Here is a 20,340-nt window from a genome sequence, read left to right as displayed (position 1 = left end):
CGTCTTGCTGCTGACAGAAACTGTCAGCCCCCGCTTCTACATTGGCTGCATGGCGTTTTGCCATTCCACAACAGCCCATCAAGGAGATCCGCCATGTCCACAGCACACCCGCCCAAGCTGCGCTTTTTCAGCAACCCCAGATCGCGTGCCCGCATGGTGCACTGGATGCTGCAGGAGTGCGGCGCAGACTATGAACTCGTGAACCTGGAGTTCGGCCCCGAGATGAAGACGCCCGAGTTCCTGGCCATCAACCCCATGGGCAAGGTTCCGGCGTTGCAGCATGGCGATGCCGTGATCACCGAGACCGGGGCCATCCTGGCCTATCTGGCTGAGCTATTTCCCGACAAGCAGCTAGCCCCTGCCATCGCCAGCCCGGAGCGCGCTAGCTACTTTCGTTGGCTATTCTTTGTTGCCGGTCCGGTAGAGGCCGCCACCACGGCCAAAAACGAAGGCTGGCTGAAGTTGCAAACCCATCAGCAAGCCATGTCGGCCGGCTTTGGCCACTTCGAAGATGTAGTGAACACGCTGCAGCAAGCGGTGAGCGGCAAGCACTATGTCTGCGGCGACCATTTCACGGCCGCTGATCTGTATCTGGCCAGCTATATCGGCTGGAGCATGATGGATGGCACTTTGCCGAAGCTGCCCGAATTCGAAGCCTATGCCACACCGCTGCTGCAGCGCCCTGCCTCGGTGCGGGCCGACGAGATCGACGGCGATATGCAAGCCGCCGCCACGGCTCCCATTATTTAAAGGTTTCTGGCCCACAGCGCCTGCCAGTCAAGCGCAAGGCCATCAAAATTTATAGCAATCCACGCCTGCTGCTACCTGTGGGCAACTTCTGGTCGCAGGCGTGATTGGCGGACCAGACACCGTGCAGCAAGGCCTGCGAAAGCGGGCCGTTGAAACGCAGGCTGATGAATTCATGATCGGCAGCCGTGTGTAGAACGCCGATCTGCGCCTGCGCAATTTGGAAATTACCGCGCAAGCCATGCAACAGTCTTAAGTGCCCCTTGCTCAAAGGTGATATGCGGTCATCAATAGTCGCTACCATCGCAGTAACTCGTTACAAAGCCACTGCAACGCATGCCCGCCTTTACCTTTGAAGCCCTGGATGCCCAGGGCCAGACCCGCAAGGGCATTCTTGAAGCCGATAACGTCCGTGCCGCTCGCAGCCAGCTGCGCACGCAGGCACTGGTGCCTCTGCAAGTCGAGCCCGTGGCGGCAGGCCAGAACAAAGGCGGTGCCTCGGTATCGAGCTGGCTCACACGCCCAGTCTTCAGCTCCACGAGTCTGGCCGTGTGGACGCGGCAAATCGCCGGTCTGGTCAGCTCCGGCCTGCCCATTGAACGCGCACTGGCTGCTCTGGCCGAAGAGGCCGATGACGAGCGCCAGCGCCAGCTAGTGGCCGCCTTGCGGGCCGAGGTTAATGCAGGCTCCAGCTTTGCACGTGCGCTGGAGCAGCACCCGCGCGAGTTCTCCGACATCTTCTGCGCCGTGATTGGGGCGGGCGAATCCAGCGGCAGCCTGGGCCCGGTGCTGGAAAACCTGGCCGACGATCTGGAGTCGCGCCAGGCGCTGCAGTCCAAGCTCATCGGTGCTTCGCTGTACCCGGCCATCGTCACGCTGGTGGCCATCGTCATCGTGATCTTTCTGGTCAGCTATGTGGTGCCGCAGGTTGCAGGCGTGTTCGCAGGCACCAAGCGCGCGCTGCCATTTCTCACCGTAGTGATGCTTAACGTCAGCGACTTTGTGCGCAGCTATGGCTGGTTCATGCTCGGCGTAATCGTTCTGGGCGCCATGGGATTTCGCATGGCGCTCAAGAACGAGGACTTTCGTGAAAATTTTGATGCCCAGTGGCTCAACCTGCCGCTGGTCGGCCGCCTCTCGCGCAGCTACAACGCCGCCCGTTTTGCCGGCACTCTGGCCATGCTGGCAGGTGCTGGCGTGCCCATCCTCAAAGCCTTGCAAGCTGCAGCCGAGACACTGAACAATCGCGCCCTGCGCGCGGATGCCATGGATGCACTGGTGCTGGTGCGTGAAGGCGCGCCGCTGGCATCGGCTCTGGCGCAAAAAAAGCGCTTTCCCGGTCTGGTCGCCATGTTCGCCCGGCTGGGTGAGCAAACCGGCCAGTTGCCGCTGATGCTGCAACGCGCAGCCACCCAACTATCAACCGAGGTGCAGCGCCGCGCCATGCATCTGGCCACCATTCTGGAGCCCCTGCTCATCGTGGCCATGGGCCTGATCGTCATGCTCATCGTGCTGGCCGTGCTCATGCCCATCATCCAGCTCAATCAGTTCGTCAAATAACAGGCTTTCCCACCTATGCCCGTGTCTCTGCAAGACCAGCTGGTCGTCGCCATTTCCTCGCGAGCCTTGTTTGATTTCGAGGAAGAAAACCGCCTGTTTGAAAACACCGACCCGGCCAGCTATCTGCGCCTGCAGCGCGAGCGACTGGATGTGCCCGCAGCGCCCGGCGTGGCGTTCTCGCTGGTCAAAAAGCTGCTAGCCTTCAACACCGCAGAGCAGCAACGGGTGGAAGTCGTGCTGCTGTCACGCAACGACCCGGTCAGCGGCATGCGCGCCTTTCGCTCGGCCAAGGCCCACGGCCTGCACTCCATTCAGCGCGGCGTATTCACGCAGGGGCGTGACCCGTTTGGTTATCTGCGCCCGCTGGGTGCGCAGCTGTTTCTCTCCGCCAATGCCGACGATGTAACGCAGGCGCTGCAACTGGGCTACCCCGCCGCCCATGTGTTCACCGACTCCATGCGCGCCAGCGGCAGCCACCCGCAGGAAGTACGCATTGCCTTTGACGGCGACGCCGTGCTTTTCTCCGACGAATCCGAACGCGTTTTTCAGGCCGAGGGGCTGGCCGCCTTTCAAAAGCACGAACAGGAAAAGGCTGCCCAGCCCTTGCCCGAAGGCCCGTTCAAGCCCCTGCTGGCCGCCTTGCACAGCCTGCAGCAGATTGAGGTGCCCGGCATGCGCATACGCACGGCCCTGGTTACTGCACGCAGCGCACCCGCCCATGAGCGCGCCTTGAACACGCTGATGGACTGGAAAATTGATGTGGATGAGGCCATGTTTCTCGGTGGCCTGGCCAAGGGCGAATTTCTGCGTGAGTTCGAGCCCGACTTCTTCTTTGACGACCAGACCAGCCATGTCCGCAATGCCGCCAGCCATGTTCCATCGGGCCATGTACGCAGCGGTATCGCCCACGACAAACCACCGATACATTCGTAAAGCTTGGCAAAGCCAGGAAAGCGAATGCAAAACTTGGGTGCTACAGCGGGCTTGCGGTTGAGAATGGCTGCATCGCCCTTATCTGTACCTCTATGCACTCAGTCAAAAAGAAAATCTCCATCTCCCGCAGCACCACCATCATGAAATCCGCCATGGGCGTGCTGCTGACCAGTGCTGTGCTGTTGCTGCCCACCGTGCGCGCCGAAGATAGCGCTGACAAATCAGGCGCCAAGAACAGCGCCCAGCTCTCCAAAGGCGAAATCAAGGCCCAGCAGCAATTCAAAATGCTGGACTTCAATCAGGATGGCAAGCTCAGCCGCAAGGAAGTCGCCATCATCCCCAAGCTGGCTGCCGCCTTTGACGAAACCGACACCAACAAAGACGGTTTTGTGACCTACGAAGAAGTCCGCGCCTACGCCGTCAAATACCGCGCCGAGCGCGAAAAGACCAAGGCCGCCGAAGCCGCTGCGAGCCATGCAGCGACTGAAAACGCTCACAAATCAGAAGCTGCAAGCGCTGATTCTGAAAGCAAGTAAACACCAAACATCGCTGAAGTGCTTAACTAGCAAGCGCTATCAGCTACTGAGTCAAGAGCAGTCCTTTATTTAGGGCCACCTGTGCGCTTGATACGAGGCTCGGAATAAGTCAGCGGCTCATTGCGCGCCGACTGCTTGTTCTGCAGCACATCCTCGGACTTGCTCACTTCCTGCGCCTGCTCCACCGCCTGCGCGCTGGCCCGCCACATGGACTGAATGAACTCGATGAGCTGCTTGGAGATAGGCTCCTTGGGCGGCTCCTCCACCTCTTCCTTTTGTTTGACCTCCTCGGCCAGCGTCCAGTCGCGGTTCTCGCTATCCGCGACGGAGGGCTTCTCAGGCTCGCGCACCGTGCGCCCCTCGCCAATCTTGTCCACAGACTCGCTCGCGTTCACCGCATTGACGGGTCGCACCGGCGCAGCACCCGAGGCACCTGTGGAATACAAATCCGCACCCTGCGTACGCCAGGGCGTCTGTGTCCGGTCTAGAGGAGGAATTTGCATGGCTTGGCCCTCAGGAGTTGAAAAAATTCAGGCGGAAAAACAGCTATCTCGCCTGCTTATCGACCACTCTTGAGAAAACTAAAGGATTATTTTCAATCCTGTTTTGATAGCTGTCAGCGCATTCATTCCAAGCTCCACAAGCCATTTCGGCATAAAAAAGGCCTCAACGCTGTCGCGTGAGGCCTGTGAATTTGTCTGAAATGAAGGCTTACAAGAAGCGCTCCAGCAGCTTGCGCGAATGGCGGTCCAGCTTGTTGCTGTCCGGAATGCGGTACTGCACGCCATCCTGACCCGTAATCTGCAGCTTGGTACGCCCCGCCAGCTTGCGGATATCTTCCTCGGCCTTGAGCACCATTTGCGTCATGCCTCGATCGGTCTGCAGGTCCCAGGTGCTGGGAGTGGAGAAGCTGGAGACCTTGAGGATGTGCTCAATCGTGGGAATGAATTCACGGACCGCCAGATCCTGCTCAATCAGCTGACGATGCTCGGGCTGCAGGTCCGCCATGCGAGAGACCCACAGCGCTTCTTTGCCATCAGCCGCAATCAGCGACAGGCCTTCCAGCGGCGCTTCAATAGGGAAGGCACGCACGGGCGTTACGCCTTCAAACACATGGCCGTTGGCCAGTGTCAGCACCAGTCGGCCATGGGCGTTGCGCGTCAGTTGCATGCCATTCAGATTGGATTGGGGAGCTTCAATCATCATTTATTCCTTGGTCTGCAGTGTCAGACCAGCGGCCTGCGCATCTTCTTCGGCACGGCGGGCCTGAGCGTCGTACAGGCGGAAGTAATGGCCCTTGAGCGCCATCAGCTCGTCGTGCGGGCCAACTTCCACAATCTCGCCACGGTCCATGACCACCAGACGGTCGGCCTTGCGCAGCGTGGACAGGCGGTGGGCAATGGCAATCGTGGTGCGGCCTTGCACCAGGTTGTCCAGCGCCTTCTGGATTTCCTTTTCAGTCTCGGTATCCACAGCCGAAGTCGCTTCGTCCAGGATCAGAATGCGCGGGTCAATCAGCAGCGCACGGGCGATGGAGATGCGCTGACGCTCGCCACCCGACAGGCCCTGGCCACGCTCGCCCACCAGCGAGTCGTAGCCGTGGGGCAGGCGCAGAATGAATTCATGCGCATGGGCCGCACGGGCCGCAGCCACGATTTCCTCACGGCTCGCTCCGGGCTTGCCGTAGGCCAGATTCTCGGCAATCGTGCCAAAGAACAGGAAGGGCTCTTGCAGCACCAGGCCGATATTGCTGCGGTAATCCGACACAGACATGCGGCGCACATCCACGCCATCGAGCTGAATGGAGCCTTCGCTTACGTCGTAGAAGCGGCAGATCAAATTGACTAGCGTGCTCTTGCCCGAGCCGCTGTGGCCCACCAGACCAATCATCTCGCCAGGCTTGATTTGCAGATTCAGGTGTTTGATAACGGAGCGGCTGCCGTAGCGAAAGCCCACGTTATCCATGGTGATGGCACCTTGGGCCTTGCCCGGCAGCTTCACGGGGTTGGCGGGCTCGGGCACGTTGCTCACATGGTCGAGGATGTCAAAAATGCGCTTGGCACCGGCAGCGGCTTTTTGCGTGACCGAGACAATGCGGCTCATCGAATCAAGACGCGTGTAGAAGCGGCCGATATAGGCAATAAAAGCGGTCAGCACACCCACGGTGATGGAGCCGCCAGCCACCAGATAAATACCAAAACCCCAGACGATCAGAATGCCGATTTCGGTCAGCAGCGTGACCGTGGGCGTGAACACCGACCAGGTTTTGTTGACCTTGTCGTTGGCCTGCAGGTTGACCAGATTGGCATCTGCAAAGCGGTCAGCCTCGCGCTTTTCCTGAGCGAACGCCTTGACCACGCGGATACCGGGGATGGTGTCGGCCAGCACATTGGTCACTTCAGACCAGACGCGGTCAATCTTTTCAAAGCCGGTGCGCAGGCGGTCGCGCACGGTGTGAATCATCCAGGCGATGAAAGGCAGCGGCACCAGAGTGACCAACGCCAGCCAGGGATTGATGGAGAACAGAATCGCCGATGTCATGACGATCATCAGCACATCGGTCGCAAAATCCAGCGCATTCAACGATAGAAACAGATTAATACGATCTGTTTCAGCACCAATACGTGCCATCAGATCACCGGTGCGCTTGCTGCCGTAAAAGTCCACCGACAGATTCAGTAAGTGGTTGTAGGTCGTGGTGCGCAGGTTTGAGCCTATGCGCTCGGACACCTTGGCCAGCACAAAAGTGCGCGCCCAGCCCAGAGCCCAGGCCAGAATCGCCGAAACCAGCAATGCGCCCAAGTAGAAGATCACCAGACTGGAGTCGATCTTCTCGCCGTTCTGGAACGGAATCAGGATCTTGTCCATCAGCGGAATGGTCAGATACGGCGCCACCAGCTGAGCCGCCGTCGTGGCCAGCGTCAGCAAAAAGCCCAGCAGCAGCTGGCCCTGGTAGGGCTTGGCAAAGCGCCACAGGCGCAGCAGCACCCAGGTAGAGGTCTGCGGCGCCTGCTGGCGGGCGCAGGCCGGGCATTCTTCGGTATCAGGTGGCAGGGCCGTGTGGCAGACCGGGCAGTGAGCGGTGTCCTCATCGGCGGCTGCGGTATAGGTCTCGTGGCGCGCAATGCGCTCGCGCTGGCGGTCAAACTGCTGGATCAGCTGCAGCATGGCTGCCTGATGGGTCAGCGTGATATGCCACTGCGCCAGACGGGCGTCATGGGTATGCAGCTCCAGATTGCCCACACCGCCGTGGTCCTGCAGGCGCAGGGACTGATCGACGGCCAGAGCCCACTCCTGCCACTGGTGAGTGATGGGGTCGCAGGCCAGAAGACGCTCCTGCGTCAAGGCCAGCAAGCCGTTGCCAAACTTCAAATCCGCACTCAGGTCAACCGGGACGATGGCTAAAACGTTCTCATGTTCAACGAGCTTTGCTCGCAGATCGCCCCCCAGGGGGCCTGCAAAGACGGCCGAGGCGTCCACAGTATGGTGATGTTGCATGTTGAGTTATTTTTCTCCGCCCTTGGCGGCTCCAGGAGTCATGCGGCTAACCGCTTCGGCATGGTAAACGTGGCTTTGCCCGACGTCCGATACACCCCAGTTAACGCGCGAGCCCGCCTTTAGGCTGACAAGCTTCACAATGCAGATTCTGGGCGCACAATGCCAACCCATCAGGGGCAGGAGTTTAAAAAAACCTGCTCTCCCCATTTTTATCCGCTGAGCAACATGGCGAAATTCAACGACATCCAACTCTTACGCACAACTTTCCTGCGCGGCCCCAGTGTCTGGACATACCGCCCGGTACTGGAAGTCTGGCTGGATCTGGGAGAGCTGGAAGACTACCCGTCCAACAAGATTCCCGGCCTCAACGACCGCCTGACTGCCTGGCTGCCCGACCTGATCGAGCACACCTGCGGCGTGGGCGAGCGCGGCGGCTTCATCCAGCGCCTGGAAGGCGGCACCTGGATGGGCCATGTGCTGGAGCACGTGATCATCGAGCTGCTGAACCTGGCCGGCATGCCTGCCGAGTTTGGTCAGACCCGTGAAATCTCCAAGCGCGGCGTGTACCGCATGGTGTTCCGCTGCCCCGAAGAAGCGGTGGCCCGCGTAGCGCTGGAGCATGGTCACAAGCTGCTGATGGCGGCCATCAACGATGAGCCGTTCGAGATCAAGCCCGCCATCCACGCCATCAAGACCGCGATCAATGACCGGTACCTCGGCCCATCGACCGGCTGCATCGTCGATGCCGCTGGCGAGCGCCGCATTCCCCATATCCGCCTGAACGACGGCAATCTGGTGCAACTGGGCTATGGCGCTGCGCAACGCCGCATCTGGACGGCCGAGTCCGACCAGACCAGCGCCATTGCCGAAGGCATTGCCCAGGACAAAGACTTCACCAAGCGTCTGCTGGCCGCCTGCGGCGTGCCCGTGCCTGAAGGCCAGATTGTCGCCACGCCCGAAGAAGCGTGGGAAGTGGCGCAGGACATTGGCTTTCCCGTCACCGTCAAGCCTTCCGACGGCAACCACGCCCGTGGCGTGACGCTGGAGCTGTACCAGGAAGCGGATATCAAGACCGCATTTGCGCTGGCCCAGCCTGAAGGCTCTGACGTCATCGTGGAACGCTTCATCGACGGTACCGAGCACCGCCTGCTGGTTGTGGGCGGCAAAGTCGTCGCCGCCACCAAGGGCGAAACCGTGTCGGTCTACGGCAACGGCACCGCCACGCTGCGCGAACTGGTCGCCGTACTGAATCTGGACCCCCGTCGCGGCCCCGAGCAGGAATACCCGCTGGACTGGATCAATCTGGACGCCGGTGCCGTCAAGCTGGAGCTGAACCGCCAGCATGTGACGCCCGAAAGCGTGATTCCTCAAGGCCAGGCCGTACTGCTGCAGCGCAATGGCAATATGGCCATCGACTGCCTGGACGACGTGCACCCCGATGTGGCGTACTACGCCGTGCTGGCTGCAAAAATTGTCGGCCTTGACATCGCTGGCATGGACATGATCTTGAAGGACGTCTCACAGCCCATGCAGGGTCAGGGCGCGATTCTGGAAGTCAACGCCGGCCCCGGCCTGCTGATGCACCTCAAGCCCACCAGCGGCGCACCCCGCCCCGTGGGCATGGCGATTGCCGACCACCTCTTCCCGCGTGAAGATGGCCCCGGCGCGGGTCGCATTCCCGTCGTCGGCATTGTGGGCACCAGCAACAACGCCTTCATCTCGCGTCTGGTGGGCTGGCTGCTGCAGCTGTCTGGCAAGCTGACCGGCGTTGCCAGCAGCGAAGGCATGTATCTGGCCAACCGTCAGACACAAAAGACCAATACCGCCAACTGGGCTGGCGCACACCGCCTGCTGACCAACCGTCTGGCACAGGCCGCCGTGATTCAAACCACAGCCCGCTCCATTCTGGAAGAGGGTCTGGCCTATGACCGCTGCCTGGTCGGTGTTGTGACCGACATGAACGGCTTTGAACAACTGGCTGACCACGATGTGCTGGAAGCGGGCCAGATGCGCCGCGTCATGCGCACCCAGATCGATGTGGTGCTCGATGGCGGAGCTGGCGTGCTGAACGCTGACCTGCCCGAAGTGGCTGATCTGGCCGAGCTGTGCGACGGCGAAGTGGTTCTGTACTCCACCGACGCCGCCAACGAATTCGTGGCCGCCCACCGCGCCAACACCGAAGTTCAGCACGAAGGCGGCCGCGCCGTGTTCGTCAAGGGCAACAATGTGGTGCTGGCAACGGGCGCGCAAGAACGCGTTCTGGGCACGCTGGATGCACTGTCTCTGGCCGGTGGCAAGCGCCCCGACACTCCCGCGCTGCTGGCCGCCATTGCCACGGCATGGGCGCTGGATATCACGCCCGATCTGATCGGCGCGGGCATCAAGACCTTTGAATACCAGGCTTGAGCGCCCGTCAAAACGCTTCAATAAATATAGCTGCTGGCGCTTGCAGGGCAAGTGCCAAGCCAAGAAATAGCTTGATATTCAGCTGAAAGAACACTATGCAGATCACCCGCATCCGAGCCTTGCGTGGCCCCAACCTCTGGACCCGCAGCACCGCCTTCGAAGCCATCGTGCACTGCGAAGACAGCGAGTTGCGCTACACCGCCATGCCCGGCTTTGAAGACAAGCTGCGCGCACGCTTTCCCACCATTGGCACGCTGCAACCCCATGGTGCCAACCAGCACCTGTCGCTGGCCCATGTGCTGGAAGTAGCCGCCCTGTCGCTGCAGGCGCAGGCTGGCTGCCCCGTCTCCTTCAGCCGCACGCATGAGACTGTGGAACACGGCACCTTTCAGGTCGTTGTGGAATACACCGAAGAAGCCGTGGGCCGACTGGCCATGGAGCAGGCCGAAGCCTTGATCCTCGCGGCCCTCAACGACACGCCTTTTGACAGCGACAAGGTCATCGCCCAGCTGCACGATCTGGACGAAGACGACCGCATCGGTCCTTCGACCGGCGCCATCCTGGATGCAGCCGTGGCTCGTGGCATTCCTTATCGCCGCCTGACTACCGGTTCGCTGGTGCAGCTGGGCTGGGGCTCCAAGGCCCGCCGCTTTCAGGCTGCAGAGCTGGACTCCACCAGCGCCGTGGCTGAATCGATTGCACAGGACAAAGACCTGACCAAGCGCCTGCTGCACGCCGCTGGCGTGCCTGTGCCCATGGGCCGCCCCGTGACAGATGTGGAAGACGCCTGGGTCGTGGCGCAAGAAGTGGGCCTGCCCGTCGTGGTCAAGCCACAGGACGGCAACCAGGGCAAGGGCGTGGTGGTCAATATCACCAGCCGCGAAGGTCTGGAAGCTGCCTACAAAGTAGCCAGTGAGTTTGGCGACGAAATTCTGGTCGAGCGCTTTTTGCCCGGCCACGACTTCCGCATGCTGGTCGTCGGCGGCCAGCTGGTAGCTGCTGCCCGCCGCGAACCACCCCAGGTGCTGGGTGATGGCACCCACACCGTTCGCCAGCTGGTCGAAATCGTCAATCAGGACCCACGTCGCGGCTCGGGCCACGGCACGGCGCTGACCAAGATTCGTCTGGACGACATCGCCATTGCCCGCATTGCCAGCGAAGGTCTGACACCCGACAGCGTGCCCGCACAGGGCCAGCGCGTGGTGTTGCGCAACAACGCCAACCTGTCCACCGGCGGCAGCGCCACCGATGTGACCGACGACGTGCACCCCGAAATCGCCGCCCGCGCTATTGAAGCGGCCCAGACCATCGGCCTGCACATCTGCGGCGTGGACGTGGTCTGCGAAACCATGCTCAAGCCGCTGGAAGAGCAAAGCGGCGGCATTGTGGAAGTGAACGCGGCCCCCGGCCTGCGCATGCACCTGGCACCGTCTTTTGGTCGCCCTCGCAACGTGGGCGTGCCCATGGTCGATGAACTGTTCGCCCCCGGCGATGATGGCCGCGTCCCCCTGGTTGCCGTCACCGGCACCAACGGCAAGACCACTACCACCCGCGTGATTGCCCACCTGTTCACATCGCACGGCTGGCGCACAGCCATGACCAACACCGATGGCGTGTGGGTCAACAACCGCCAGATCGACAGCGGCGACTGCTCCGGCCCCAAGAGCGCCCGCAACGCGCTGGCCCACCCCGAAACCGATGCAGCCGTGCTCGAATGCGCACGCGGCGGCATTCTGCGTGAAGGTCTGGGTTTTGACCGCTGCCAGGTTGCCGTGGTCACCAACGTGGGCGAAGGCGACCACCTGGGTCTGAACTTCATCACCACCAAGGAAGACGTGGGCGTTTTGAAGCGCGTCATCGTGCAAAACGTCGCCACTGATGGCTACGGCGTGCTCAATGCTGCCGACCCACTGGTCGCGGCCATGGCATCCGTTTGCCCCGGCAAGGTCATCTTCTTTGCCGCCGATCGCCACCACCCCATCATGGCCACGCACCGCGCCCAAGGCAGCCGCGTGGTCTATGTCGATGGCGACTCTATCGTGGCCGCCGAAGGCTCATGGCGCGAAACCATTGCGCTGCGCGACATCCCCATCACCCGCAACGGCACCATCACCTTCCAGGTTGAAAACGTGATGGCATCGATTGGCGCGGCATGGGCGGCTGGCCTGCCCTGGCAGACAATCCGCCGCGGCCTGGCTGGTTTCCTGAACGACACCGGCAACGCGCCCGCGCGCTTTAATGTGATGGATTACAAGGGTGCCACCATCATTGCCGACTACGGCCACAACCCGGACGCCATGCGCGCCCTGGTGCAAGCCGTGGAAGCCATGCCGGCCAAGCGCCGCAGCGTAGTCATCAGCGGTGCAGGCGACCGCCGCGATCAGGACATCATCGAGCAGACCCAGATTCTGGGCAAAGTGTTCGACGACGTGATCCTGTACCAGGACGCAGCGCAGCGCGGCCGCAAAGATGGTGAAGTACTGGCCTTGCTGAAGCAAGGTCTGGAGGGTGCCATCCGCACGACTTACACCACTGAAATCCACGGTGAATTCATCGCCATCGACCACGCTTTGAGCCGCCTGCAAGCCGGCGACCTGAGCTTGGTGCTGGTCGATCAGGTGGAAGAAGCGCTTGAGCACCTGCGCAAGCATGTGGCAGGGCAGTAAGCCCCTGAGGCGCTAAAGCAGCCGTTTTTCACTGCTTGCGCTCCTGCTACTCAGACCCGGCCTTGCGCCGGGTTTTGTTATTAAAAACAGAGCATTGAGCGCAGATGGTAAAAGCACTAGCGGCGGTTTTTACGCATAGTCGCCCGTGGCAAACGCCGTATGATCCGGACAGCTGTCACCATCATCCGCCTCATGACTTTGCACGCACTTCGCCGCATTGCCACCTGCCTTCTGGGCCGGTGTGTGCTGGCATGGTTTGCATTGTCCATAGGCGTGGCAAGCGCTGCACCGCTGATTCAGTCTCAGGGTTTTGAGCTGATTTGCACCAGCACCGGTGCCATGAAGATGGTCGCCATTGGCGACGACGGCGGCAGCGATCACACGGCGTTGGGCGCAGGTCATCTTGACTGCCCCATGTGCCTGCCCCACGCGGCCCCCCCACCTCCGGTGCTGCAACTGACTGCGCCCACCCAGTCTCCACTGCGCCATGCGCTGCAGCCGGTAGAGCGGGCGCGCATTGCAGCCATCACGGCGGCACCTCTGCCCGCACGCGGGCCACCCTCGGCGACTTCTTGAACTATTTCCGGCTCAAGCGCAGGCATTGCTTGCGTTAGCCGCTATCAGATTCATAGGAGCTAAACGCTCCGGGGTAGATCAATGAAAACGTATTTTTTGCCACTCGTGGTGAGTGGTATCGCATGGCCGTGCCTGGCCCAGACTTCGCCTGATATCTCCAACCAGCCAGAGCGCAGCCGCGCTCTTGGCGTGGTCACTGTCAACGGTGGCCAGCCCAGCTCGCTGCCCACGCAGATTCCGACCACCATTGAAGGCATCACCCGCGAGGAAATCGAGACCCGCATCAACGCCACGGACAGCGAAGACGCCCTCAAATACCTGCCCAGCCTGCTGGTGCGCAAGCGCTATATCGGCGATTACAACCACGCCATCCTCTCCACCCGCGCATCGGGCACGGGCAATAGCGCGCGCTCTGCGGTGTATGCGGACGGGATTTTGCTCTGCAACTTTCTGGGCAACGGCATCGCCAACGGCAGCAACTACGCGCCTCGCTGGGGTCTTGTCACGCCTGAAGAGATTGAACGTGTGGATGTCATGTACGGCCCGTTTTCTGCTGCCTACCCCGGCAATTCCGCAGGTGCCGTGGTGGACTATGTGACGCGCATGCCGGACAAGCTGGAAGCCCATGTGGCCGCTGGCTATTCATCCCAGCCCAACCAGCTCTACGGCACCAACAGCACCTTTAACAGCTGGAACAGCAGTGCCTCCATCGGCAGCCGAAGCGGCGACTGGTCGTTCTGGATCAACCTCAACCACACCGACAGCAACGGCCAGCCGCTGACCTTCCCTACCGTGCTGCAATCCGCAGGCGTGGCGGGCAATGCTGGCACGCCCGTCACCGGCGCGGTGGCAGGGCTCAACGTCACCAATCAGCCATGGTTCATTCTGGGCGCGGGCACGCAATACCGCACGCAGCAAGATCACGCCAAGATCAAGCTGGCCTATGACATCACGCCCACGCTGCGCGCCAGCTACACGCTGGGCTGGTGGCAAAACGATGCCAAGGGCCGATCAGAGAGCTATCTCAAGGGGCCGAACGGCCAGCCGGTCTACAGCGGCCCCATCAATATCGGCGGCAAGACCTACAACCTCTCGCCCACGGCGTTTGGCCTATCGAATGACAGCCAGACGCACACCATGCATGGCGTATCCCTCAAAAGCCACACGCAAGGCAGCTTTGACTGGGAACTGAGTGCCAGCCTGTACGACTACGGCAAAGATCAGCAGCGCGTACCCACGATTGCCCTGCCAGCGGCAGCCAGCGGTGGCAACGGCACGCTGCAGGACCAGAACGGCACCGGCTGGAACACCTTGGCGGCCAAAGGCACCTGGCGCCAGAACGGTCTGCTGGGCATGCAGGGCGCGCATATCGTGGACTTCGGTCTGGGTCGCGATGCCTACCACCTGGACATCCGCAAATTCAACGTGGCAGGTGACTGGCAATCTGGTCCTGCCAACGAGCAATCGCTGGTCAGTCAGGTCGGTGGGCGGGCTGAAACTCGCTATGTCTGGGCGCAGGACAGCTGGCAGTTAGCCAAAGACTGGAAAGCTGTGCTGGGCCTGCGCTGGGAAGACTGGACTGCCAGCCAGGGCCGCACAGCCACCGCCAGCAGCCAGTTGAATTACGCACAGCGCAGCGAATCACATTTTTCACCCAAGGCCGCACTGGCGTACCAGCTGGCGCGCCACACCACGCTCAAAGCATCGCTGGGCCGCGCCGTGCGTTTTCCAACCGTGGGCGAGCTGTATGGAGCGACATCGGGCGGCGTGCTCTCGTTCATCAACAACCCGAACCTGCGCCCCGAAAAATCGTGGACCAGTGAGTTGAGTGCCGAGCAAGACCTAGGCAATGGCCTGCTGCGCGCCACGCTGTTTCACGAAACGACCAAAGACGCGCTTTATAGCCAGCTGATTCCGGGTACCACTACATCCGCCGTGCAGAACGTAGACAAGGTACGCACCACGGGGCTTGAGCTGGCTTACTCCGCGCAATCGGTGCTGGTGCGTGGACTGGATCTGGGAGCCAGCCTGACCTTTGCCAACTCGAAGACTGTGGCCAATGCCGCCAACCCGGCCAGCGTCGGCAAGTGGCAGCCCCGCGTACCGCGCTGGCGTGCCACGGCCTATGCCACTTATCAGCCCACAGACCGCTGGGCACTGACGGTGGCGGCGCGCTACAGCGGCCGCCAGTACTCGAATCTGGACAACAGCGACGTCAATGCCGACACCTATTTCGGGGCCAGCAAATACTTCAGCGTGGATCTGCGCGCCCGCTATCAGATCGACAAGCAGCTGTCGGCAGCGTTTGGCGTGGATAACGCCAACAACGCACAGTACTGGAACTTCCACCCTTACCCGCAGCGCACCTACACGGCGTCACTGCGCTGGGATATGTAGGCGCATTTAGTAAGCGCGTTTAGTAGGCGTATTTAGTGAGCTGCCATGGGCTGCTGCAGCCCATGGCTTTTGCGCATGCGAAACGTTTCCAGCGCAGCCATCAATGCCAGCGCCACACCCAGTGCGCAAGCACCTTGCCAGCCGTTGATGCGCCAAGCCAGTGTGCCCAGCGCAGAGCCTGCAGCAGCACCCGTAAAGTAACCTGTCATATAGACCGCATTCATGCGGCCTCGCGCCACCGGCATCAGTTGCGCCACGGTGGCCTGGTTGGTGATATTCAGGCATTGCAGGCCCAGATCAATCACCACCATACCCAGCACAAACCAGCCCAGGTGGGAGCCGCCCACCCACAGCATGGGCCATGAAAGCAGCAACGCCAGCGCACCAATGGCACAGCTCACTCGGCCCAGACCTTTATCCACCAGTCGCCCGGCTTGCGTGGCCACCAGCGCACCCGCCGCACCGGCCAGACCAATCAGGCCAATCTGCCCGTCACCCAGCCCCAGTGGTCCGCTGGACAGCTGCAGCGCCATGGTCGAAAACAGCACGCTGACCGAAGCAAACGCCAGTGCGCTGACCAGCGTGCGCTGGCGCAAACCCGGCTGGCTGCGCAGCAGGCTCCACATGCTGGAGAGCACCTGACCGTAGCTCACCGGCACCGGGTTGCGCGAAGCAGGCAGCGCCTTCCACAACCACAGCGCCACCACCGCCATCACCAGTGACGCACCTTGGTACACGGCCTGCCAGCCCCATGCGCCAGACACCATGCCCGCCACACTGCGCGCCAGCAAAATGCCCAGCAGCAAGCCACTCATCACCCAGCCCACGGCACGCCCGCTTTGCCCCGGCTGGGCCAGCGCCGCAGCCATGGGCACCAGTACCTGCGCCGCCACAGAAAACAAGCCAGCCAGCAGCGTGCCCAGCAAAAACATGGGCAGATTCTGAGAAAAACCGCACAGCGCCTGCCCCACCGCCGCCAGCAGCATCAGGCTGACAGCCAGACCACGGCGCTGCAGCTTGTCGCCCAGCGGAGCCAGTAGCAGCAAGCCGCCGGCATAGGCAACCTGCGCCAGCGTCACGCTGGTGGCGGCGGCAGATTCGCTGACCGAGAAATGCCCGGCAATCGAGTGCAGCAAGGGCTGATTGAAGTAATTACCACCCGCACACAGACCGCAGGCCAGCGCCATCAGCAGCAGGGAAGATGCGCTCAGACCGGGCGTGGCATCAGAGGTAGAAGCAGAAACGGAAACCGACATAGAAACTCGCCACACCCGGCGAGGGCATGACGCTTAAAGAGAGCAAAGCCGAAAAAGCGCCTGCCAGAAAAGCAGTCGCTACGAGCAACAAGGAAGTCAGAAATCGGCATTCGAGGCTGAATGCCAGCACAGGCCGCAGGCCTGCTGAACTTTCTGCATCTGTGAATAAAACAGAAGGCGGCGGAACAGGACAATGCATGATTGCAATCTCCGCCAGCAGGTCTGCATTGTCGCCAGAGCGCATCGCCCACGATGCACCGCGGCAACAATGCCCTGCGATAAAACAAGGGTTAACCCTTAATTTCACTCTCCATGCGAACCACCATGAAATTGCTATCCGCCGTTCTGGCCGTTGCGGCCGCTGCCGCAGGCACCATGGCCTTTGTCGGAATGAGCCATGCCGAGCAAATCGGCGCCGTGGACACCGTCTTCAAATGGATTGGCCCGGACCACAAAATCGTGGTCGACGCCTATGACGACCCCAAGGTGCCCGGCGTGACTTGCTATGTCTCGCGCGCCAAGACCGGCGGCATCAAGGGCGGACTGGGTCTGGCCGAAGACCGCTCCGAAGCCTCTATCGCCTGCCAGGCCACGGGCACTCTCCAGTTCCCCGCGCCCCTCAAGCAGCAAGAAGATGTGTTTACTGAACGCACCTCGCTGCTGTTCAAACGCCTGCGCGTGGTGCGCATGGTCGACACCCAGCGCAACGCCCTGATCTACATGACGTATTCAGACCGCGTGATTGAAGGCTCACCCCAGAACAGCGTAGCCGCCGTGCCGGTGCCGCAGAGCACGCCTATCCCGGTCAAGAAGTAAAAACCAGAGCAGGCTGCACAAGTGCAGCCTGGAGTTGATTGGGTTTTCAGCGCTGTGAAGGCAGCGCCCACTCGCTTTGCCTTACTGGCTGAGCGCAAGGCCTTGCGCATCCAGCGCCGGTGGCCGCAGCAAATCCTCGTTCACGCCCATGGCCTGACTAGCGCGCTCCACGGCCTGCCACAGAGGGGCGGGCATTTGCAAAATGGCTTCGGGGGAAGGCGCTTCGTCGATCCAGCTGCTGATCTGCAAATGCTGCTCTTCGGTGAGAAGGTCCAGGTGCAGCATTTCGTCTATGGTTTTCATGGTGTTCCTCCCTGCGGATACAGCCCGCCGCTGCATGATGGTTTGCGGGCTTGTCTATGCAATATAGGGCCAAAAACCTCTGCCGCAAGTGAAACGATGGTTAAAGAAAACCATAGCTGTCATCTTCAACAACTCAAGCGCTAGCGCTTGTTTTCACACTTAATCCATGGGTGGCTGCAAGCTGGCACTGCAAGCATCCACAAACGCCTGCAGCGCCGGAGAGCGCCTTTTGCCCGCGCGCTGCACCAGTGAGAAGTTGCGCCACATGCGCGGCAAGGTGGTGGGCAAAATATCCAGCACCTGGGCTTGCAGCTGAGATTGCACCAGCACTCGCGAGAGGCAGCTGATGCCCAGCCCCTGCTCCACACAGCGGGCAATGGCCTCAGAGCTGCCCAGTGTGGCGGCGGCGGGCAACTGGTGCAGATGCGGCAGCAGCGCGTGCTCCACCATCTCACGCGTGCCAGAGCCCGGCTCGCGCAGCAGCCAGGCGGCTTTGCGCAGCGCAGCCACGCCCAGTGGCTTGCTTTTGGCCTGCTGAGCCAGCGGGTCGCTCGGCGATGCGACGATGACCAGTTCATCGCGCAGCCAGGGCTCCACCTCCAGCCCCTGCCAATGGCTGCTGCCTTCAATCAGGCCCATATCGACCTCCATGGCCAGCACGGCTTCGCCCACCTCTTGGGTGTTGGCGATTTGCAGGTCTACGCGCACCAGCGGGTGCGATGCAGCCAGCCGCGCCAGCACTTCAGGCAGGGCGTAGGTGCCGATGGTGGTGCTGGCCGCCACGCGCAGACGCACGGGCATATTGGCCGCCTTGGCAGAGAAAGCCTGCTCAATGCCGCGCGCCTGCTCCAGCACGGCCAGCGCCTGCGGCAAGAGAGCCCGGCCCGCGTCGTTAAGCACCAGCCGTTTGCCCACGCGCTCAAACAATTGCACGCCCAGACCGCCCTCCAGCTGCTGCAGCGCGGCACTGGTGGCAGATTGCGAAAGCGCTACGGTTTCTGCAGCAGCTACCGTAGTCCCGTTCTGGGCTACAGCGCAAAAGATCTCGAATTGACGCAGGGTGAGGTGCAGCATAGAGGTGACCTAGGCATCTATAAAGCCGACGAAAGATTTGAGCCAATGAATTGAGCAATGGGCAGATCAACATGCCTTGTCTTCAGCAGCGCCGCCAGCGCATCTGCTTGCGCTGCCAATCAAATCAATGACTTAGTCAAATCACAAGCGCTACGGAGATTAATCTACCTATTTTATCGATTGATCTTACAAAAACTATTCGTTATACAAATATAACTAACAAATCTAAAGTGATCCTCAAGCTGTCAGGCAAACCTGTTTTTCGCCTCTAGCAAAAGGTCACGATGAACACTACAACACTCAAGAACTCCGCACCCTCGCACGGCTGGCTGCACAAGACCGGCGGCATGGTTCCCGGCCTGCTGCTGGCGGGCACCATCGCCGCCGTGGCTACATGGGCTGCGCAGTTCCCCATCATCAAGAGCAACGGTCTGAGCGCGCTGACGCTGGCCATCATCATCGGCCTGGTGATTGGCAATACCGTCTATCCCTCTATCGCCAGCCAGTGCAGCAGCGGCATCGCCTTTACCAAGGCTCGCCTGCTGCGCGCCGGTATCGTTCTCTACGGCCTGCGCCTGACGTTTCAGGACATTGGCCAGGTGGGCATGGCCGCTGTGGTGATTGATGCGCTGGTGCTATCCAGCACTTTCTTGCTGGCGCAATGGATTGGCCAGAAGCTGCTGGGCATGGACAAGCGCACCACCTTGCTGGTGGGTGCGGGTGCCTCCATCTGCGGTGCCGCTGCCGTGCTGGCCACCGAGCCCGTGGCCAAGGGCCGCGCTGAAGATGTGGCTGTGGCCGTGGCCACCGTGGTGGTGTTCGGCACCATTGGCACTTTCCTCTACCCCGCGCTGTTCCACTGGAATGCAGAGTACGGCTGGATCGACACCACCATGCAGCAGTACGGCGTATTCGTCGGCTCCACCGTGCATGAAGTGGCCCAGGTGGTGGCCGCTGGCGAAGCGATTGGCAGCCAGGCCGCCGATACCGCCGTCATTGCCAAGATGGTGCGCGTGATGATGCTGGCCCCGTTTCTGCTGATTCTGTCCATGTGGCTGTCGCGCAGCGAACGCCAAGAAGGCATGAAAAGCGGTGTGAACAACGGCCAGCAAGGCAAAAAGATCACCATCCCCTGGTTTGCTTTGGGTTTTGTGCTGATGGCCGGTATCAACTCGCTGGGCGTGCTGCCCAAGGAAGTGGTCAGCGTCGGCATTCAGCTGGACAACGCACTGCTGGCCATTGCCATGGCCGCGCTGGGCCTGACCACCCACATCCGCGCCGTGCGGGCTGCGGGTACCAAGCCGCTGATTCTGGCTCTGGCCCTGTTCATCTGGTTGCTGGTCGCAGGTCTGGCTCTGAACCTGTGGATTCCCACTCTGTTTTGATAGCAGCTTGCGCATGATCTGAATAATCAATAAAACACAAACAGGGGTCAAACCCTTTAAAGGAGAGCGTTCAGCGCTCTCCTTTTTTATTGCCCACTGGAAATAACAAAGGGAATACCCTATACATCAATGCAGACTCAATTAGTTTGAATTGCAAATTAATTGTATGAGCATCAAAATAAGACCT

At 61.0% G+C, this 20,340-nt stretch carries 16 protein-coding genes; 10 read left to right on the top strand and 6 right to left on the bottom strand.

Annotation, left to right across the window (positions count from 1 at the left end):
• The first annotated feature begins 93 nt into the window (after nucleotides 1-93).
• From RSF91_RS03770 to RSF91_RS03755, 4 genes are all read left to right on the top strand, one after another.
• The gene (locus RSF91_RS03770; protein ID WP_332567159.1) at nucleotides 94-750 is read left to right on the top strand and encodes a glutathione S-transferase family protein; all 657 of its coding nucleotides are present in this window, start codon (nucleotides 94-96) and stop codon (nucleotides 748-750) included.
• Between the two features lie 333 nt (nucleotides 751-1,083).
• Nucleotides 1,084-2,307 (top strand): type II secretion system inner membrane protein GspF, encoded by a 1,224-nt coding sequence (gspF, locus tag RSF91_RS03765; RefSeq protein WP_332567158.1) that lies wholly within the window; start codon nucleotides 1,084-1,086, stop codon nucleotides 2,305-2,307.
• A gap of 15 nt (nucleotides 2,308-2,322) precedes the next feature.
• The gene (locus RSF91_RS03760) at nucleotides 2,323-3,240 is read left to right on the top strand and encodes a 5'-nucleotidase (protein ID WP_332567157.1); all 918 of its coding nucleotides are present in this window, start codon (nucleotides 2,323-2,325) and stop codon (nucleotides 3,238-3,240) included.
• Between the two features lie 71 nt (nucleotides 3,241-3,311).
• Nucleotides 3,312-3,776: an EF-hand domain-containing protein gene (locus RSF91_RS03755; protein ID WP_332567257.1), complete on the top strand. Its 465-nt coding sequence runs from the start codon at nucleotides 3,312-3,314 to the stop codon at nucleotides 3,774-3,776.
• A gap of 65 nt (nucleotides 3,777-3,841) precedes the next feature.
• Here RSF91_RS03755 and RSF91_RS03750 read toward each other — a convergent pair whose 3' ends face one another.
• The 3 genes from RSF91_RS03750 to RSF91_RS03740 all read right to left on the bottom strand — a co-directional run bounded on the left by RSF91_RS03750 (nucleotide 3,842) and on the right by RSF91_RS03740 (nucleotide 7,274).
• The gene (locus tag RSF91_RS03750; protein WP_332567156.1) at nucleotides 3,842-4,279 is read right to left on the bottom strand and encodes a hypothetical protein; all 438 of its coding nucleotides are present in this window, start codon (nucleotides 4,277-4,279) and stop codon (nucleotides 3,842-3,844) included.
• Between the two features lie 208 nt (nucleotides 4,280-4,487).
• On the bottom strand, nucleotides 4,488-4,979 hold the full coding sequence (locus tag RSF91_RS03745) for a cyanophycin metabolism-associated DUF1854 family protein (protein ID WP_332567155.1): 492 nt from the start codon (nucleotides 4,977-4,979) through the stop codon (nucleotides 4,488-4,490).
• A gap of 3 nt (nucleotides 4,980-4,982) precedes the next feature.
• Entirely contained in the window at nucleotides 4,983-7,274 is a 2,292-nt protein-coding gene (locus tag RSF91_RS03740) for a cyanophycin metabolism-associated ABC transporter (protein ID WP_332567154.1), read from the bottom strand.
• A 225-nt stretch (nucleotides 7,275-7,499) separates the two neighbouring features.
• Between RSF91_RS03740 and RSF91_RS03735 the strand changes: the two genes are divergently transcribed.
• From RSF91_RS03735 to RSF91_RS03720, 4 genes are all read left to right on the top strand, one after another.
• Complete coding sequence (locus tag RSF91_RS03735) at nucleotides 7,500-9,680, top strand: cyanophycin synthetase (protein ID WP_332567153.1); 2,181 nt, start codon at nucleotides 7,500-7,502, stop codon at nucleotides 9,678-9,680.
• 95 nt (nucleotides 9,681-9,775) lie between these two features.
• Complete coding sequence (gene cphA / locus RSF91_RS03730) at nucleotides 9,776-12,346, top strand: cyanophycin synthetase (protein ID WP_332567152.1); 2,571 nt, start codon at nucleotides 9,776-9,778, stop codon at nucleotides 12,344-12,346.
• A gap of 192 nt (nucleotides 12,347-12,538) precedes the next feature.
• Nucleotides 12,539-12,922 carry a DUF2946 family protein gene (locus RSF91_RS03725; protein ID WP_332567151.1) on the top strand — a complete coding sequence of 128 codons (384 nt, stop codon included), beginning with the start codon at nucleotides 12,539-12,541 and terminating at the stop codon, nucleotides 12,920-12,922.
• Between the two features lie 81 nt (nucleotides 12,923-13,003).
• Nucleotides 13,004-15,319 carry a TonB-dependent receptor gene (locus RSF91_RS03720; protein ID WP_332567150.1) on the top strand — a complete coding sequence of 772 codons (2,316 nt, stop codon included), beginning with the start codon at nucleotides 13,004-13,006 and terminating at the stop codon, nucleotides 15,317-15,319.
• Nucleotides 15,320-15,351: 32 nt separating this feature from the next.
• On the opposite strand, the gene RSF91_RS03715 is transcribed toward RSF91_RS03720, so the two are convergent.
• A complete protein-coding gene (locus RSF91_RS03715; protein WP_332567149.1) occupies nucleotides 15,352-16,575 on the bottom strand; it encodes an MFS transporter in 1,224 nt (407 codons plus the stop codon).
• Between the two features lie 312 nt (nucleotides 16,576-16,887).
• Between RSF91_RS03715 and RSF91_RS03710 the strand changes: the two genes are divergently transcribed.
• Complete coding sequence (locus RSF91_RS03710; RefSeq protein ID WP_332567148.1) at nucleotides 16,888-17,391, top strand: CreA family protein; 504 nt, start codon at nucleotides 16,888-16,890, stop codon at nucleotides 17,389-17,391.
• A gap of 81 nt (nucleotides 17,392-17,472) precedes the next feature.
• On the opposite strand, the gene RSF91_RS03705 is transcribed toward RSF91_RS03710, so the two are convergent.
• Together RSF91_RS03705 and RSF91_RS03700 are read right to left on the bottom strand one after the other, a co-directional pair.
• The gene (locus RSF91_RS03705) at nucleotides 17,473-17,694 is read right to left on the bottom strand and encodes a hypothetical protein (protein ID WP_332567147.1); all 222 of its coding nucleotides are present in this window, start codon (nucleotides 17,692-17,694) and stop codon (nucleotides 17,473-17,475) included.
• A gap of 159 nt (nucleotides 17,695-17,853) precedes the next feature.
• Entirely contained in the window at nucleotides 17,854-18,768 is a 915-nt protein-coding gene (locus RSF91_RS03700) for a LysR family transcriptional regulator (protein WP_332567146.1), read from the bottom strand.
• 284 nt (nucleotides 18,769-19,052) lie between these two features.
• Here RSF91_RS03700 and RSF91_RS03695 point away from each other — a divergent pair, with 284 nt between their 5' ends.
• Nucleotides 19,053-20,153 carry a YeiH family protein gene (locus RSF91_RS03695; RefSeq protein ID WP_332567145.1) on the top strand — a complete coding sequence of 367 codons (1,101 nt, stop codon included), beginning with the start codon at nucleotides 19,053-19,055 and terminating at the stop codon, nucleotides 20,151-20,153.
• The last annotated feature ends 187 nt before the right edge of the window (nucleotides 20,154-20,340 follow it).

The sequence above is a fragment of the Comamonas sp. genome (genome assembly GCF_036643215.1).
Taxonomy (GTDB): domain Bacteria; phylum Pseudomonadota; class Gammaproteobacteria; order Burkholderiales; family Burkholderiaceae_C; genus Comamonas.
This window is presented reverse-complemented; position numbering and strand designations above follow the sequence as displayed.